The organism is Spirillospora sp. NPDC029432 (assembly GCF_040703975.1).
Taxonomy (GTDB): Bacteria; Actinomycetota; Actinomycetes; order Streptosporangiales; family Streptosporangiaceae; genus Spirillospora.
On sequence record NZ_JBEZWH010000005.1, the window covers coordinates 234510 to 251793 of the forward strand.

Below are 17284 nucleotides of genomic sequence, written 5' to 3' on the forward strand. Positions count from 1 at the left end.
GCCCCGCCCCGGATCAGGGCAGGATGAACGTGGCCGCGTGCTCGCCGATCATCATGGACGGGGCCGCGGTGTTGCCGCCGACGATGCTCGGCATGATCGAGGCGTCCGCGACGCGGAGCCCCTCGATGCCGCGCACCCGCAGCTCGGGGTCCACCACGGCGCGCTCGTCCGCGCCCATCCGGCAGGTGCCGACCGGGTGGTAGACGGTCGTCGCGCGGTTCGGCAGCTCGCGGGCCAGCGCCGCCCGGTCGGGGAACGCGGGGCCCGGTGAGAGCTCGGTGATCGGCCCAGGACCCATGATCTTGCTGCTCATCACCTCGCGGACCAGCTCCATCCCGTCCAGCAGCAGCCGGGAGTCGGCGGGGTCGGACAGGTAGGCCGGGTCGATCAGCGGCGCCGCCGCCGGGTCGGCCGAGGCCAGCCGGAGGGTGCCGCGGCTCTTGGGGTAGATCAGCGTCGGCATGATCGTCAGCGCGGGGCGCTTGTCGACCGCGTGCCGGACGGGCGCGTCCTGGTTGGGGAACGGGTACGACCACGGCAGCGCGTGCATCTGGAGGTCCGGGATGTCCCCGGCCTGCGGGCTGCGGACGAAACCGACCCCCTCGAACACGCTGCGCGCCACCCACGTACCGCCGCGCACCGTCTCCTTGAGCACCCCGGACGCGAAGTACGGCGCGGTGCCCCGGTGCCGCGCGGCCGGCATCGGGAACGTCATCGGCACGAACAGGTGGTCGTGCAGGTTGTCGCCGACGGGCAGGTCCGCGTGGACGGCGATGCCGAGGTCGCGGAGGTGCGCGGCCGGACCGACGCCGGACAGCATCAGCAGCTGCGGGGAGCCGAACGCCCCCGCCGACAGGATCACCTCCCGCGTGGCGCGGATCGTCGCGCGGCCGTTCCGGGTGAGGGTCTCGACCCCGGTCGCCCGGCCGTTCTCGATCACCACCCGGGCGACGGTGGCGCCCTTCGCGATCGTGAGGTTGGGCAGGCCGTGGCCGTCCAGGTAGCCCACCGACGAGCTGTAGCGCAGGCCGCCGTGGACGCTCTGCTGGAAGACGGCCGCGCCCTCCTGCGTCTCCCCGTTGTAGTCGTCGATGCGCTTCACGTCCGCCGTGGCGGAGAGCGCCTCAAGGAACGCCTCGCCCGCCGGTGTCAGGTCCTTCGCCCTGGTCACCTGGATCGGGCCGCCCGAACCGCGCAGGTCGCTGGGGCCGTCCTCCCAGTTCTCCATGCGCTTGAAGCTGGGCAGCACGTCGTCGTAGCCCCAGCCGTCGCAGCCCTCCGCCGCCCAGTCGTCGTAGTTCCTGCGGTTCCCGCGGACGAACAGCATCCCGTTGATCGAGCCCGAGCCGCCGAGCACCCGCCCGCGCGTCTGCGGGATCCGCCGTTCCAGCGCGTTCGCCTGCGGTGCGGTGTAGAAGCCCCAGTCGAGCCGCTTCTTCAGCTGCGGGACGTTGTGGAAGACGGCGATCAGGCCCGGCTTGCGGACCAGCGGCGTACGGTCCGACCCGCCCGCCTCCACCAGCACGACGCTCGCGCCCGACTCGGCCAGGCGCTTGGCCAGCACGCACCCGGCACTCCCGGCCCCTACAACGACATAGTCGGCGCTCTTGGTCACGCGGCCCCCAGACGGACAGGCGATGAGTCTCCGGCCGCATGCTAGAACGACTCCTAGATACTCGTCTAGACTCAAGTCTCATTCAACCCGACCGGTAGCTTCCCGCGGCGTCGGCCGGAGAACGGGTTCCCTGCTGCTCGTGGCGGTCTAGGTGCTGCGGTGGCCGACCGGTATCCAGAGGCACTCCTCGACGGGATGACTACCTAGCGTATTTGGATAGTTACAGTGAGTGACGATCCGCCTTAGGCTTGCTGGCCTGTCCGGGCATGGTGGCGCCGATGTGCACGAGTCCGGTCATCGCCAGAAGCACCGAGAGCGGGGCGAATGCGCACATGGGCAACGACATTGGCATCGACGGGGCTGCTACAGAAACGATCCCTCGGGCGCCGGGCGGCCGGCCGGTCATGGGGCATACCTGGAATCTGCTTCGAAATCCGCAGGGATTCCTTGACTCGCTGCCCGCCGACGGCGAGTTGATGGAGGTCCGTTTCGGGAAGATCAGAACGGTTCTCGTGTGCGACGCGGAGCTGACCCGGCAGGTCCTGCGGGACGACCGCACCTTCGACAAGGGCGGGCTGCTCTGGGATTCGGCCAGGCGGGAGGTCGTGGGCAACACTCTCGCCGCCTGCCCGCGCGCTCTGCACCGGCGCCAGCGGCGACTGACCCAACCCGCCTTTCACCGGTCCCGGCTGCGTGACTATGTCGCGACCATGGCGGTGCATACCACCGCGGCCTGCGACAGCTGGCGCGAGGGGCAGGTTCTGGACGTGATCCCGGAAATGCAGAAGATCAGCTTGCAGAACCTGACTTCCGCCCTGCTGGGCAGGGCGCTTTCGCAGGAATCGCTGGCGATCATCACTCGGGACGTCAACACCATCCTCGCCAACATCTACCGGCGAGCGCTCATCCCGCCGCTGGTGAAGCGGATCCCCACCCTCGGCAATCTGCGCTACAAGCAGGCGCAGGACCGGTTGCGCAGCAGTGTCAACGATTTCATCGCCGAGCGCCGCGACGGCATCGACCGCGGCGACCTGCTGTCGGCGCTCCTGGCCGCCCGCGATCCCGAGGGCGACTGCGACCAGGGCTTCACCGACGCCGAGGCCCGCGATCAAGCCTTCACCTTCTTCATCGCCGGAACCGAGACGACCGCCACCACGCTGGCCTGGACCCTGCACCTGCTGGCCCGCCACCCGGCCGTCCAGGCCCGCCTGCACGCCGAGGTCGACTCGGTGGTGGGCACCGGCCCCGTCGACCTCGATCATCTCGACCGGCTGGAGTTCACCGGCCGGGTCGTCACCGAGTCCCTGCGCCTGTGCCCGCCGCCGTGGTTCCTGTCCCGCATCACCACGTCGGACACCCGGCTGGGGCGCTACCACCTTCCCGCCGGGACCACCGTGTTCTTCAGCTCCTACCTGCTTCATCGGCGAAACGGCCTGTACGACTTCCCCGCACGCTTCGATCCCGACCGGTGGGATCCGGCCTCGCCCCAACCCGCACGCGCCGCCTACATCCCCTTTGGCGCCGGCCCCCGCAAGTGCATCGGAGACGAGTTCGGCCGGACCGAGGCCATCCTGGTGCTGGCCACCATCGCCGCGCGCTGGCGCCTGGATCATCCTCCCGGCGCCGACGTCCGGCCCAAGATGGCCCTGACCTTCCATCCCGCCCGGCTGCGTCTGCGCGCTACGCGCCGTACCGGCACTCCTTAGCGCGGCGGCCGTGGAGCCCCAGCGCGATGCCGATTCACCGGAGACGGAGGAGCAGTTCCATGTCTTCACCTGCCCTGCCCGTGCGCGACATCCACCCTCAGGAACTCCGCCGTCAGCGCGTGAGAACCCAGGTCAGGATGGATTTGTGGGATGCGGGCGCCTGCGGCCTGGAGGACACGTCGGCGGCGACTCGCTTGTCCATGCTGCGCATGGGCGTCGGTGAGGCCGCGGACCGGCCGGACGCGGGGGTCTCAGTGCCGCGCCAGGCCCCGCGGGCGGCGACGTATCTGGTCCACCCGCCGTCGTACGTTCCCTACGAGTCGGCGCAGGTGCCGCGAGCCCCCGCGGGCGAGGAGATGTGTCGCCAAGCCATCGGCGCGGTGTTCTGCGACGACGTCGCCGCGAGCGTGGCCTCGGGTCCTTTGGCCGCCGCCGCGCTGCTGACAGCGGTCTCCACCCGGGCGGGCCTGGCGGGCGACGCCGGAATCGGGAGCGTGCTGGCCGCCTTGGCCGCCTGCGTCCCCCGCAAGGGCGGCGAGGTGGAGGAGTTCCTGTCGCAGTACTGCCTCCGCAACGCCACGAGTCCACCGCCGGCCGTCCCGATGGTGATGCGCGACTTCTTCACCAGTTTCCTGGCCTGGCAGTTCATCAGGTGCACCGACGGGGGGCTGCTCAACCTGGCGGGCTCGGTACTGTGCCTGACCACCGCCATCGACTACGTCGGCGCACCCGACGATGCCGGCGGCGGCGGCCATGACGCCTACGTGCGGGCGGCCGGCGAGGGCGTCGCCTGCCTGAGCGGCCCGGCCGCCACCCGCGCCCTGCACGACATCGTCCTGGTCGATGCCTTCATGCGGGTCAAGGACGCCATGAAAGCGGTCGCCGACGAACTGGCCGACCCGCGGCGGTTCACCGCCGATTGCGGCGGGCCGGTGACTCCTCTGGAGTACATGCAGGCCCGCTGGTGGGACGGTGCCATGGCGCCGCACCATCGCCTGCCGATGGGCACGGTCGCCTACCGGCATCTCACTGACGAGTTCGGCGCCTTCACGGCCGCCGCCCAGTGCGGCACCATCCAGCGCGCGCTGGACAACCTGATCCGCTACAACGAGATCGTCGACATGGTGCCGGACCACGCGCAGGGCGAGAGCTTCAACGAGGTCAACGTGGCCCTGGCGGTAGGCGGCGGCGACGCGGTGCGCGGCTATGCCGAGGCTCTGGCCAGGGTGATCGACGATGCGCTCGAGTGCCGATGCGGCACCGCCGGTCACCAGGAGGTGGCCGAACTGGCCATGGGCGGCTGCCTGATGTACCTGCTCGCCCCGCGCTGGAACGCGCGGAGGCAACTGCGCGGCCTCACCGCCGCCGGCAGCGCCGCCGCCCAGGCGTTCGCATGGCCGGCCCCAGGCCGGCGGCTCCAGGCGGTCGCGTCCACGGCGCTGCCTCCCGGCGACACCCTCTACACCCCGCTCTGGGACCCGCTGTGGAAGCAGGACCCGCCGCTCGCCGGCCCCCATGCGGCCCCTGAGCTGGCTCGGCGTGCGGTCAGCAGAAGCCTGCCGGGCGCCGCGATCGACCCCCAGGACCTGCGCCCCTGCCACGCCGCCTTCGAGGCGGCGCTCACCGCCTGCGACACATGTGGCGACGACTCCGGCCTGCCCGCTCTGGCCGAGCTCTGGTGTGCCGCCTTCGACACCGTCCTGGCGGCTTCCGCGGCGGGCCGGACGATTCCGGAGCACGCAACGACCGCATTGCGCAGCGCGCTGGCCCGAATCTGGAAGCAGGCGATCATCGGCGAATCCGACGAGCGGACGCCCCATCCCGATCAGTGTCTGTTCATCGATACCGACCACGCCGTCCGGCGAACGTACTCCCTTCCGCCGTACCAGGGCCTGGCCCTGCGGCGAGCCTTCTTCGGCGTCGCCACCAGCGCCGCCGAACTGAGCGGCCTCAACCCCTACGCCCGCTTCACAGGCGGTGTCAGCCTCCTGATCGCCGAAAGCCGGCGGAACGAGGCGTCCAGACGGGATCGAGGAGACGAGGACGGGCTCCCACCGCGATGAGCGTCCGCCGCACAGCGGGAACACGTTCCCCGCTGACGGCCTTTCAGCAAAGCACGGCCCGCCTGTGAGGGAGAGTCTTGAGCGAGCTGCACGCGCTAACGAATGAGCGATCGATCCGTCCCGTGCGTTTCCCGGCGCTGCCGCTGCCGGCTCTGCTGCGGCAGCGTGCCGAGCAGCGCCCCGACGCCACCGCCGTACGCGATCGGTCGATGCGGCTGACCTACGCCGAGCTCATGGCCGAGATGCATCGCCTCGCCCGCTACCTGCACGAAAGAGGCGTCGCGCGGGGTGACCGGGTCGCATGCGCGCTTCCCCGCGGGGTGCCGGCCGTGGTGGCGCAAGCGGCGATCTACGCCGCCGGCGGCGTCTACGTCCCGGTGAACGCCGACCTTCCGCAGGGTCCGCTCGCGAGCATGATGGCCGCTCTGGACGCCCGGCGCGTGCTCGGGCTGCGGTCGCAGAGCCTGCCCGCGGGCATGGACCGCATCGATGTCGACGATCCGGCGGTGGCGGCCGGGATCGCGGCGCTGCCCGCCTCGCCGCCGGGGCAGGATCCGCCGCTGGACGCGCTGGCCTACATCATGCACACGTCGGGCACCTCCGGCCGCCCCAAACCGGTGGCCGTCTCCCACGGCGCCGCCTCCCACTCGATGCAGGCCTACGGGCACCGCTACCGGGACCCGATCGACGCGTTCGCCGTCATCTTCCCCATGACGGTCGATGCGTCCATCGCCTGTGTCTGGTGGACGCTCCTGTCCAGCGGGACGGTGGACCTGCTGTCGCCCGACACCGCGACGGCGACCGAGGAGATGACCTCGGCCCTGTCGGCGGGGGACGTCAGCCACACCATCCTCACCCCGTCCCTGTATCGCAGCATCCTGCCCGCGCTCGACGGCCCTTCACCGGCGCTGCGCCAGATCATGGTGGCGGGCGAGGCGTGCGACCGGCAGCTGGTCGCGGACCACTACCGGTGCATGCCCGGTGTCGCGCTGGTCAACGGGTACGGCCCCACCGAGACGGCGGTGTGGTGTTCGTCGGCGGCGCTGCGGCCTGAAGACGAGGTGACCGTGGGCACCGCGATCGCGAACACCGAACTGCTGGTCATCGACGCCGACGGCGGCATCGCGGCCGACGGGGCGACGGGCGAGGTATGCGTCGCGGGCCCGAACCTCGCCGAGGGCTATCTCGGCGACCCCGACCTGACCGCCGCCCGGTTCGTCGCGCACCCGGCCGACCCCGGCCGGCGCGTCTACCGGACCGGTGACCTGGGCCGGTGGCGCCAGGACGGCCGGCTGGAGCTGCACGGGCGCGTCGACGACCAGGTCAAGATCCGTGGCTTCCGGATCGAGCCGCAGGGCGTCGCGGCCGAGTTGCGCGGTGTCGACGGGGTCCGGGACGCGGTGGTCGCCGAGCGTTCGGGCCGGCTGGTCGCCTACGTGGTCCCGCGGTGGGACGAGCGGTCGGCGGCCGCGGAGCTGCAGCGCTCCTGGGACTCGGTGACGGGCGAGCTGGACCACGGCGACGAGCACGTGGGCTGGACCAGCAGCTACACCGGCGAGCGCCTGCCCGAGGAGCAGATGAACGAGTGGGTCGGCGCGACGCTGGCCCTGGCCATGGAGGGCGGCCACCCGCGTTCGCTGCTGGACCTGGGGTGCGGCACCGGCATGATAACCACCCGGCTGGCGCCCGGATGCGACCGCGTCGTCGGTATCGACGCCTCACCGGTCGCCATCGAGGCGCTGCGCGCCAAGACCGAGGCGCTGGGCCTGCACCAGATCGAACTGCGCACCGGCGACGCCCGCGACACCACCGGGCTGACCGGATTCGACCTGGTGCTGTGCAACTCGACGGCCTTCTACTTCCACGGGGCCGAGCACCTGACCCAGGTCATCGCCGGTGCACGCGAGGCCGCGGCGCCGGGCGGGCGGGTGGTCTTGGGCGATCTGAAGGACCTCGGCCTGGAGGACGCCCTGCAGGCCGCGGTGGTGCTGGCGCAGGCGAAGGACGACGACCCGGTGGCGGCGCTGCGCCAGCGGTGGCGGCGCCGCGTCGACCTCGATCCTCACCTGCTGATGGACCCCAGGTGGTTCACCCGCACGCTGTCCGGCTGCTACGTGGAGGTGCGCCCCCGGCGCGGCACCGCGCGCAACGAGATGAACGACTTCCGGTTCGATGTCGTCATCGCGCCGCCGGCCACCGACTACCTGGACGTTCCGCAGTGGCACCCCTGGCCCGGCGGGCTGGACGAACTGGCCGAGCTGCTCACCGGCAAGGACCCCGTCGGGATGACGCGGATCCCCAACCGGCGCACCGCGGGGGCGTGCGCGGTACGGGCACGGCTGACCGGTCACGGCGAACGGCACACCGCGGGCGCGCTGCGGCGGCTGGCCGCCGCGGCCGAGGACGCCGCCGTGCACCCCGAGCAGCTGGCGGCGCTGGCGGCCGAACGGGGCTGGCAGGTGCGGTTCTCGCGCGCCGCCGGCTGGCCCGACGGCGCCTTCGACGCGCTGTTCACCCGCCCCACCGGCGACGGCACCGGGCCCGCGGTCCGCTGGCCCGACACCCCGCATGACGGCGAACTGATCAACGCGCCGATCCACCGCCAGGTCATCACCACCGCGACCGAGCGGCTGGTGCCCCTGCTGCGCGACCGTGCCGCCGACCGGCTGCCCGAGCACGAACGGCCGACCGCCTACGTCATCGTCCCCGCACTGCCGATCACCGAGCACGGCAAACTCGACCGTGCCGCCCTGCCCGACCCCGCGACCGCCCGGCCCAGCCTGAGCACCGAGTACGCGCGCCCCGTCCTGCCGATCGAGCAGCGGATCGCGGCGGCCGTGTCGGAGATCCTGGACATCGACCAGGTCGGGGTGCACGACGACTTCATCGAGATCGGCGGCGACTCTCTGCTGGCGGTCCGCCTGGCGACCCGGCTCAACGAACGATTCGGTCTGGAACTACCGGCCCGGGTGGTGTTCGACGCGCCCACGGTGGCGCGACTGGCCATACTGATCGCCGACAGCGGAGCCGGCCGGCGCCTGCCCGGCACGGCGACACCCGGCGCAAGCGCGCCCCCGCAGTCGGGCAAGCTGCCGCTCAGCCCGCAGCAGACGCTCCAGCGGCAGTTCGACGCCCGGTCCGGATCGACCCGGGGATCGGGCCCGCTCATCCTCCTCGAAACCCGTTACCGCATCAGAGGGCCACTAGACCGCGCGGCACTGGCGGCGGCCCTGGACCAGGCGGTCGCCTGGCATCCCGCGCTGCGCACCGCCGTGCACCTCCACGGCCGGCCGGAGGATGCCCACCAGTTCGTCCACCCGCCCGCCGGCCAGGTGCTTCGCACGCTCGATGGAGACCATGCCGATCCCCACGTGACGCTGGGGGCCTTCCACGCGGCGGACCCGCTGGACGCCGCGGCCGGCAAGGTCTTCGCCGCCGAACTGGTCCGCGTGTCCGAGCACGACCACCTCCTGGCCCTGCGCCTGCACAACCTGGTCGGCGACGGCACCTCCCTCGCCATCCTGGAGAGGGAGATCGGCCAGCGCTACCGGGCGATCCTGGCCGGCCACCGGCCGGCCGGCCCGCCGCGGTCCGACTACGCCCGGCTGACCGCCCCCCGCTCGGCGGAGCCCCGGCCGGAAGACCTCCGGTACTGGAACCGGAAGCTGGCCGGCTGCGCGCCGATCGAGCTGATCCCGGACGGGGCGCTCGACCGCACGGCCGTCGGCCGGACGCGCGTGCAGAGCCTGAAGGTGCCCGCCGAACCGTCTCGCGCCTTCCTGCGCATGGCCCGGGCCCGGCGCGTGACGTTCGCCGGCGCCGTCTACGCGCCGTTCTGCGCGATCATCGCCGCGGACACCGGCGATCCGGACACCCGCATGTTCACCATCAGCTCCGTGCGGCCCGACTCCCTGGCGCACACGGTCGGCTGCGTCATCGACCTGGTACTGCTGCGCCACCGGCTGCGGCCGGACCTGCCGGTGGCCGCGTCACTGACGGCCGGGCACCGGAACCTGCAGGAGGCGCTACGGCACGACAGCGTGTCGCTGCTGGCCCCCCATACCTGGCCGCCGGCGCTGGGGAAGCTGATGGCCGGTTCGCAGTTCATCTACCTCGACGTACTGCCGTCCGTGACCGGTATGCACCTGGATGGGTGCTCGATCGAGCGCTTCGACCAGATGGACGAGGCCTTTCCCGGTCTCTTCGACATTCCCGCGCATCTCGGCCTCATCGCCAGGCAGGAGGGACAGCAGATCCACCTGGCGGTGGCCTACGACACGTCCTTCGCCCCCGCCTCCTACGTTCGCGGCCTGCTGGAACGCCTGCGGGAGATCATCGTGGCGAGCACCCGGCCGGACTCGCCACCGCTGACCGCACTGGCCGAGCCCGACGCCTGGCTGACCCGCGTGCGGGAGAAGGACGGCGCCCGTACACGGGTCTAGAGCGTGCGGGCCGGGACTTCGAAAGCACGGCCCGGCCGCGGTGACGGCCGGGCGACATCGTCATCGATGGGAGCGGTACGGCGGGCGCCGCGCCGGTCGACTCGCTCGGGCGGCGATCGATCACGCGATCGCCGGCAACCGGTACGGCCTTCGGGAGACGCCCATGCCCAGCCCTGGACACGCACGCCTTCCCTCGCTGACGGGTCTGCGGTTCCTGCTCGCCTTCACGGTCCTGCTGTGCCACACGGCGCTCGTATTCGCCGGACCGGTGAACTCCCTCACGCTGCTGACCTTCCCCGTCGCGGCCGCCGCCGTCAGCGGGTTCTTCGTCCTCTCCGGATTCGTCCTCACCTGGACCCACGTTCCCGGTGACCGCGCGCGTGCCTTCTGGCGCCGCAGATTCTGGAAGATCTTTCCCGACCACGCGCTGACGTGGGCGGTCGCGGTGGCGTTCTTCACGCCGCTGCCGTCGCTGGAAGCCGCGGACGCGCCCCCGCCCTACGCCGCCGTTCTCGGCCTGTTCCTTCTGCAGAACTGGGTTCCCCGCGGCGAGGTGTACGCGGCTTTCAACACCCCCGCCTGGTCGCTGTCCTGCGAAGCGTTCTTCTACGCCCTGTTCCCCGTCCTGATCGCCGCCGTCCGCGCGGTCCGCGCCGGGCTGCTTCGCCGTCTCTGGGCCGCCACGGCCGCCATCGTGCTGCTGCTACCGCTGGTGGCGGCCCACATTCCCGGCCCTAGGCCGACCTCTTGGATACCGATCAGTGAGTACGGCTTGTGGTTCTGCTACGTCCTGCCACCGGTCAGGCTTCCCGAATTCATACTGGGAGTGATCACCGCACGCCTGGTGCAGACCGGCGGCTGGCGGCAGGTTCCCCGCACCGGGATCCTCCTGGCGTTCCTCGCCGCATGCGGGGCGCTGGCGGTGCTGCCGCCGACCTACGTCCTGGGCAGCACCTTCGCCATCCCGCTCACCTTGGTGATCGTGAGACTCGCCAGGGCCGACGTGCACGAACGCTCCGCTTGGCTGGCGCGCCCCGCCCCGTCGGCGCTGGGCGAGGCGTCCTACGCCCTCTACGTCGTGCACGTACCGCTGCTGCTGGTCGCCGCGCCGCTCCTGCCGGCCGAGGACGCCCTCTCTCCGTGGGCCGCGCTGCCGTCCGCCGCGGCGTTCATGCTCACAGCCCAGTTCCTCGCCTGGATGCTCTACCGGTTCTATGAACGCCCGCTGAACAAGGCGTGGGCGCGTCCCCGCCCACGCCCCGCCCCCTCGAGCTCCACCGCCGACCGGTCCCGCCCGTGAAGCGAGGGCCGTGAAGCCCTTCACCCTGCCTCGGCGCGCCTCATCGGGACGTCATCGTCTCGTAAGATCTCGCGGCCGTTCCGCGGTCTAGTGTCGGGGCCATGAAGAGGCACATCGCGACGCTCGCAGTGATCGCCCTGTCGGCCGCCGCGTGCGGTGGCGGCGAAACGGCCGCCCCCACCACTTCGGCCGCGGCGCCCGCCTCTACCGCCCCGTCCTCGACCACCCCCGCGAACGGTGCGAAGGCGCCCGCCGTGCTGAAGTTCACGGGCACCACCCTCGACGGCAAGCCGTACGACGGTGCCGCGCTGGCGGGCAAGCCGGTGGTGTTCTGGTTCTGGGCGCCGTGGTGCCCCAAGTGCCAGGGCGAAGGGCCGGCAGTGGCCAAGGGCGCCGCGAAGTACGGGAGCAAGGTCGCCTTCGTGGGCGTCGCCGGGCTCGACAAGAACAAGGAGCAGATGGACCGGTTCGTCCGCCGGACGGGCACGACCGGCCTGGTCCACCTCGACGACCGCGACGGCGCCCTCTACCGGCACTTCAAGGTGACCTCGCAGTCCTCGTACGTCTTCGTGAGCCCCTCGGGCGCCACCCGGAAGGCGACGGGGCCGCTGGATGAGTCCGAACTGTCCAGGCTCGTCGACGCGCACACGAAGTAGTGGACGGCATCGCGCTGGCCCTGGCAGCCGGGCTGGTGGCCGCGTTCAACCCCTGCGGCTTCGCCCTCCTCCCGTCCTACCTCGCGCTGCTGATCGCGGGGCCGGGCGGGGCCTGGCGGGCGCTGCGCCTGGCGGCCGCCATGACGGCCGGGTTCGTCACGGTCTTCGGCGCGTTCGGCATCGTGATCTCGCTGGCCACGGCGCCGATCCAGGAGCACCTGCCGTGGGCGTCGATCGTCATCGGAGCCGTCCTGCTCGCTCTGGGCGGCTGGTTGCTGTCCGGCCGCGAACTCCTGGTCCGCGTGCCGCGGCTCAACGCGGGCGGCCCGGCCGGCTCGTTCGCCGCCCTGTACGGCTACGGGGCGTCCTATGCGGTGGCGTCCCTGTCCTGCACGATCGCGCCGTTCCTGGCCGTCACCGGGCTCGTCTCCGGCGGCGGCGACATCCTGGGCGGCGTGACCGCGTTCGTGGCGTACGCGCTGGGCATGGGCCTGGTCATCGGCCTGCTGTCGATGCTCGTCGTGCTGGCGCGGGAGGGCGCCGTCCACCGCATGCGCCGCGTACTGCCGCACGTCTCCCGCGCCAGCGGCGCCCTGCTGGTCCTCGCCGGGCTCTACATCGCCTACTACGGCTGGTACGAGCTGCGCGTCCTTTCCGGCGCCGCCGCCGACGACCCCGTCATCGGCGCGGTCACCCGCGTGCAGGGCGCGGTGACCGGCTGGCTGGACGCCCTCGGCCCCTGGCCGGTCACGGCCGCCTTCGCCGCCGTCGGGCTTCTCGTCCTGCTTCGCCGCCGCCGTGCCTGAACGGGCCTCGTCGGGTCTTCGTGCCGGGGTCCTGCCTGACCTGCGGGCTGGAGGGGCGCGCGCCCGGAGCGGCAGGCCGGACCGCGACGGGGCGCGGCACGTCCGGCGAAACCGCGTTGGATCATTCGGCTCCGGCCGCCTCCAGTACGGGCACGGAGGAGGCGCGCCGGGCGGGCAGGGCGGTGGTGCCCAGGGTGACGGCGGCGGCGGCCGCGGTGATCAGGAGGTAGATCCACCAGGGTGCGGCGGGGCGGATGAAGGAGCTGCCGGTGGCGAGGTGGATCAGGCCGACGGTGCCGACCGCGACGCCGAGGCCGAGCAGGGTCCCGAGGACGACGACGGTCGCTGCCTCCCAGCGCACGATGGAGCGGATCTGCCGGCCGGTGGTGCCGACGGCGCCGAGCAGCCCGAACTCGCGCCTGCGTTCGGTGACGCTCATCGACACGGTGGTGGCCGTGCCGAACAGGGCGAGGAGCAGCGTCATGGCGATGAACCCGTAGATGACGGTGGTGCCCTCGGCGAACGTCGCGGACGCGAGGCGCGCGTAGCCGGTGCGGTCCAGCACCTCGGCGCCGGGAATGCCCGCGACGGCCCGTTCGATCGCCTCGGCGGTCCCGCCGCGGACGAGGACGAGCCGCGCGGGCGCGTTCCGGTCGAGGCGTTCCATCGTCGCGGGCGCCACCAGGCCCTGGTCGGCGAACAGGTGGGAGGGGTCGTGGTAGGCACCGGCGATGGTGAGCTGGACTTCGCCGTGCCGGCCGTGCACGACGATCCGCCGGCCGGGCTCGAGGCGCTGGGCCTCCATCACGGCGGACGGCAGGCCGATCTCGCCGGGCGCGAGCGCCGGGAGGCTGCCGCCCAGTTCCAGCACCTCGGGAAGGGTCTGCTGGTCGGCTCCGGTGACGGCGAGGTGCAGGGGGCCGGCCTTCTGGTCGGAGGCGCGGGGGCGCGGCGCCGGTGACACCAGCCTGACATCGGCCGTGGTGAGGGCGGACGCCCGTGTAACGCCGGGCACCTTCGCGAGGCTGTCGGCGAGGTCGCGGGGCAGCGGCCGCAGCCCGTCGGGCGTGCGGTCCGTGGTCGACACCGCGTGCTCGGCCCGCATGACCTGCGCGCTCACCTCGTCGAAGCGGCCGTTCGCCGAGACCAGGATGATGGCGGCGGTGGACGCCAGGGCGACGCCGAGCATCAGCGAGGACGCGGCCGACGACACCCGCTGGGGGCTGCGGGTGATGGTGGCCCGCGCGAGGCGTCCGGCCTCGCCGTTCAGCAGCGTCGCCAGGCTTCCGACGAGCGCGCCGAACGGCCGCACCAGCAGCGGTCCCAGCACCGCGAGCGCGATGACGATCACCATCGAGCCATAGGCGATGAGCGCCGCGACGGCGTTGGTGCGTTCCGGGCCGGGCGGGTCGTCGTTGAGCACGGCCGGGACCGGGCCGTAGAAGACGAAGGCCGAGAGAAAGATCAGCAGGGCGGTGACCAGGCGGAGCCGGCGCCGCAGCGGCTGCTCGTGCGCGCTCTCGCGCAGCGCCTGCATGGGGACGATCGCGGCGGCGCGGCGCGCCGCCCTCCACACGGCGAGCTGGGTGACCAGGACCCCCGCCGCGGCGGGCGCCGCGAGCGCGATCCAGAGCGGGGCCGGATCGGCCGCCGAGACGTCGAAGCCGTCCTTGGCGAACAGCCGGATCAGGACGTCGGCCACCGTGCCGCCCAGCAGTGCCCCGCCGAGCGAGGCGGGCAGGCCCATTGCCAGGGCTTCCAGCCGGATCAGCGCGTTGATCTGCGCGGGCGTGGCGCCGATCGCGCCGAGCAGGGCGAGCCGGCGGGTGCGCTGCCGGATCAGCCCGCCGAAGGTGTTGGCGACCACGAACAGCCCGACGAACGCGGCGACGCCGGTGAGCATGCCGATGCCGCCGCCGATCTCCGCGCCCTGCCCGGCCCGCCCGGCGGCCTGGGCGTCCCGTACCGCACCCGCCTCGCGGACGGTGGCGGCGCCCGTACCGAGGCCGCGTTCCAGCTCACCGCGCAGCCGGCCGGCCGGAACCCCCGGCCGCGCCTTCACCCAGACGCTCTGCCACGTACCCGCGGGGAGCCCGGCGTCGCGGCGCACCGTCTCGGGCGGCGCGAGCAGCAGGTCGCCCGAGGTGACGGCACCGCGCCCCTGAACGCTCACCACGCCGACGATCTTCATGGTCCGCGTCTGCCGCGGCAGGGCGACGGTGACGGTGCCGCCGACACCGAGCCGTCCGGCCTCGGCGAGGTGCCGGGTGACGGCGACCTCGCCGTCGGCGGCGGGCGCCCGCCCGGACTCGGTCCGGTACGGGTTCAGCCCGGGTTCGGCGACCCAGGGCCGCAGCAGCGTGCGCGCCCCGGCGGGCGGGGTGATCGCGCGCCCGTCGCGCCCGGCCGCGATGACGCGGATGACGGCGTCGCCGGCGACCGCCGCGACCCCGGGATGCGCGGCGACCCGGTCGATGGGGATGCCGCCGTCGGGGACGGCCTGCGGGTCGCCGGTGTCGACCGACCCGCCCTGCACCAGCACGTCGGTGCGGGAGTACTCGCTGGCGCCGCTGCCGGAGACCGCGTTCTGGGCGCGGGCGGCGAACTGTACCGTCCCGGCGATCAGCGCGACCGAGAACAGGGCGGCCAGCAGTGTGGCCAGCAGCCGGGGCCACCCGTCGGTGAAGGATCTGCGGGCGATCAGCCACATGCCTCAGCCCTCCAGCTTCCGCATGCGGGCGTGGACGAGGTCGGAGGTCGGCTCGGCGAGCTCCCCGACGATCCGCCCGTCGGCCAGGAACAGCACCCGGTCGGCGTACGCGGCGGCGGCCGGATCGTGCGTCACCATGACCACCGTCTGCCGGTAGGAGTCGACCGCGGTCCGCAGGAAACCCAGCACCTCGGCGCCCGACCGCGAATCGAGGTTGCCGGTCGGCTCGTCGGCGAAGAGCACCTCGGGACGGGTGAGCAGCGCGCGCGCCACGGCCACCCGCTGCTGCTGGCCGCCCGACATCTCCGCCGGCCGGTGCCGCAGCCGCCCGCGCAGCCCGAGCGCGTCCACGATCGTGTCGAACCAGCCGGCGTCGGCGTCGCGCCCGCCGAGCCGTCCGGTCAGCTGGATGTTCTCCTCGGCGGTCAGCATGGGCAGCAGGTTGAACGACTGGAACACGAACCCGAGCCGATCGCGCCGCAGCCGGGTCAGCTCCGTGCGCCCCAGCGAGGTGATGTCCACCTCGCCGATCCGCACCGTTCCCGAAGTGACCGTGTCCAGCCCCGCCATGCACTGCAGGAACGTCGACTTCCCCGACCCCGAAGGCCCCATGATCGCGGTGAACTGGCCGCGGCGGAACTCGGCGGACACCCCGGCCAGGGCCTGCACGGCGTTCTGCCCGTGCCCGTACGACCTGACCAGGTCGTTCGCGACGGCGACGGGCACGCCCGCCTGCTCGCGCGATGTCGTCATCGCTTCCATGTGCTGTGCACACCCTTTGGATCGGTCCTACCGGATCGGGGCGCTTCCATCGGTGTCCTTCCTTCGCTGCCAGAAAGGCTTACGAACACTGTTTGTACAACAAACACCGTTATATTTACGAACACCGTTTGCGTCAAGTACGGTGTTCGCATGACGGACCGGGACTCGCTGCCGCCCCCGCCCTGGGTGCGCGGCGCCAACAGGGGCCGGCGGAACCTGAGCCTGAACGCGATCATGGACAGCGCCATGCGGATCCTGGAGACCGAGGGCCTGGAGGCGACCACCATGCGCCGGGTCGCCCAAGACCTCGGAACCGGCGCCGGATCCCTGTACGCCTACGTCCAGAACAAGGCCGAGCTGCACGAACTGCTACTGGACGCGGCCATGGCGACGATCGACATCCCCGAGCCCGACCCCGCCCGGTGGCGGGAGCAGCTCATGGACCTCCTGCTGGACACCGCGCACGCGCTGATCGCCAAGCCCGGCGTCGCCCGCGTTGCCCTTGACACCGTGATCCCCACCACGCCCAGGGCGCTCCAGCTCATGGACGGCGTCCTCGCCCTCCTGCACGCCGGAGGAATCCCCCCGCGTGACGCGATGGCGGCCGCCGACGCGCTCTCCCTGCACCTGACCGCCGCCGCGTACGAGATGAGCCTCACCACCGACCCGGCCGCCACCGCCAGGGAACTCCAGCGACGGACGTCCCAGATCACCCAGTACCTGGACATCCTCCCGCCGGACCGCCTCCCGCGCCTGCGCGCGTCACTGACCCTCTTCACCGACGGCGAGGATGCGCAGCCGGACGGGCTGCGGCTCGGCCTGGAGATGCTCTTGAACGGCCTGCTGACCCGCGTCCGGCCCGCACAGCAGTGACCACGGCTCGGGCCTCCTCGTGCAGCCGCGGGGAGGCCGGCGCAGCCGCCGACCGCGCGGGAGTTCCCCGACGGGCCGTCGCGCTCGCCGGTCACCTCGGAGTCGGGCCGGAGTTCCGCCTCCCGGCAAGCCTCAGGTATGCCTCCGGCCGCGCCGGAGGGCGACTCCCGGCGGCGCCGGGGTTCGCTTGGGACGGAGGGCGCTGGGACCGATGCGGACCACCGAGCCCAGGGTCCGCCACCACGGGCGGCCGGGGTCGGGGTCGAGCCCGGCCGCCAGGCGGTGGAGCTGCTCGGCGTGCCACAGCAGGTTCAGCGCGCTGTCCACGGGCCGGATGTCGGTGACGCGCCC

General features: G+C 72.6%; 11 protein-coding genes. 7 read left to right on the forward strand and 4 right to left on the reverse strand.

Going from position 1 to position 17284, the window contains the following annotated elements; translation table 11 throughout:
- Positions 1–13: 13 nt before the first annotated feature.
- Positions 14–1615 (reverse strand): GMC family oxidoreductase N-terminal domain-containing protein, encoded by a 1602-nt coding sequence (locus AB0881_RS06220; RefSeq protein ID WP_366614672.1) that lies wholly within the window; start codon positions 1613–1615, stop codon positions 14–16.
- Between the two features lie 332 nt (positions 1616–1947).
- Here AB0881_RS06220 and AB0881_RS06225 point away from each other — a divergent pair, with 332 nt between their 5' ends.
- The 6 genes from AB0881_RS06225 (at position 1948) to AB0881_RS06250 (ending at position 12588) form a co-directional block, all read left to right on the forward strand.
- On the forward strand, positions 1948–3321 hold the full coding sequence (locus AB0881_RS06225) for a cytochrome P450 (protein ID WP_366614673.1): 1374 nt from the start codon (positions 1948–1950) through the stop codon (positions 3319–3321).
- A gap of 59 nt (positions 3322–3380) precedes the next feature.
- Positions 3381–5384, forward strand: coding sequence for a hypothetical protein (locus AB0881_RS06230; protein ID WP_366614674.1), 2004 nt, complete (start codon positions 3381–3383; stop codon positions 5382–5384).
- A gap of 122 nt (positions 5385–5506) precedes the next feature.
- Positions 5507–9826, forward strand: coding sequence for an amino acid adenylation domain-containing protein (locus tag AB0881_RS06235; RefSeq protein ID WP_366614675.1), 4320 nt, complete (start codon positions 5507–5509; stop codon positions 9824–9826).
- Positions 9827–9989: 163 nt separating this feature from the next.
- Positions 9990–11126, forward strand: a complete 1137-nt coding sequence (locus AB0881_RS06240) for an acyltransferase (protein WP_366614677.1) — start codon at positions 9990–9992, stop codon at positions 11124–11126.
- A 101-nt stretch (positions 11127–11227) separates the two neighbouring features.
- Positions 11228–11782 (forward strand): redoxin family protein, encoded by a 555-nt coding sequence (locus AB0881_RS06245; RefSeq protein ID WP_366614678.1) that lies wholly within the window; start codon positions 11228–11230, stop codon positions 11780–11782.
- A complete protein-coding gene (locus tag AB0881_RS06250; protein ID WP_366614679.1) occupies positions 11782–12588 on the forward strand; it encodes a cytochrome c biogenesis CcdA family protein in 807 nt (268 codons plus the stop codon). Before AB0881_RS06245 ends, AB0881_RS06250 begins: the two co-directional genes overlap by 1 nt.
- Before the next feature lie 121 nt (positions 12589–12709).
- Here the strand turns inward: AB0881_RS06250 and AB0881_RS06255 are convergent, their stop codons facing one another.
- Positions 12710–15298, reverse strand: coding sequence for an ABC transporter permease (locus tag AB0881_RS06255; protein ID WP_366614681.1), 2589 nt, complete (start codon positions 15296–15298; stop codon positions 12710–12712).
- Between the two features lie 3 nt (positions 15299–15301).
- On the reverse strand, positions 15302–16051 hold the full coding sequence (locus AB0881_RS06260; RefSeq protein WP_366614683.1) for an ABC transporter ATP-binding protein: 750 nt from the start codon (positions 16049–16051) through the stop codon (positions 15302–15304).
- Between the two features lie 159 nt (positions 16052–16210).
- Here AB0881_RS06260 and AB0881_RS06265 point away from each other — a divergent pair, with 159 nt between their 5' ends.
- The gene (locus AB0881_RS06265) at positions 16211–16933 is read left to right on the forward strand and encodes a TetR/AcrR family transcriptional regulator (protein WP_366614684.1); all 723 of its coding nucleotides are present in this window, start codon (positions 16211–16213) and stop codon (positions 16931–16933) included.
- A 132-nt stretch (positions 16934–17065) separates the two neighbouring features.
- On the opposite strand, the gene AB0881_RS06270 is transcribed toward AB0881_RS06265, so the two are convergent.
- The coding region (locus tag AB0881_RS06270) for a hypothetical protein (protein ID WP_366614685.1) at positions 17066–17284 on the reverse strand (219 nt) is incomplete at its 5' end.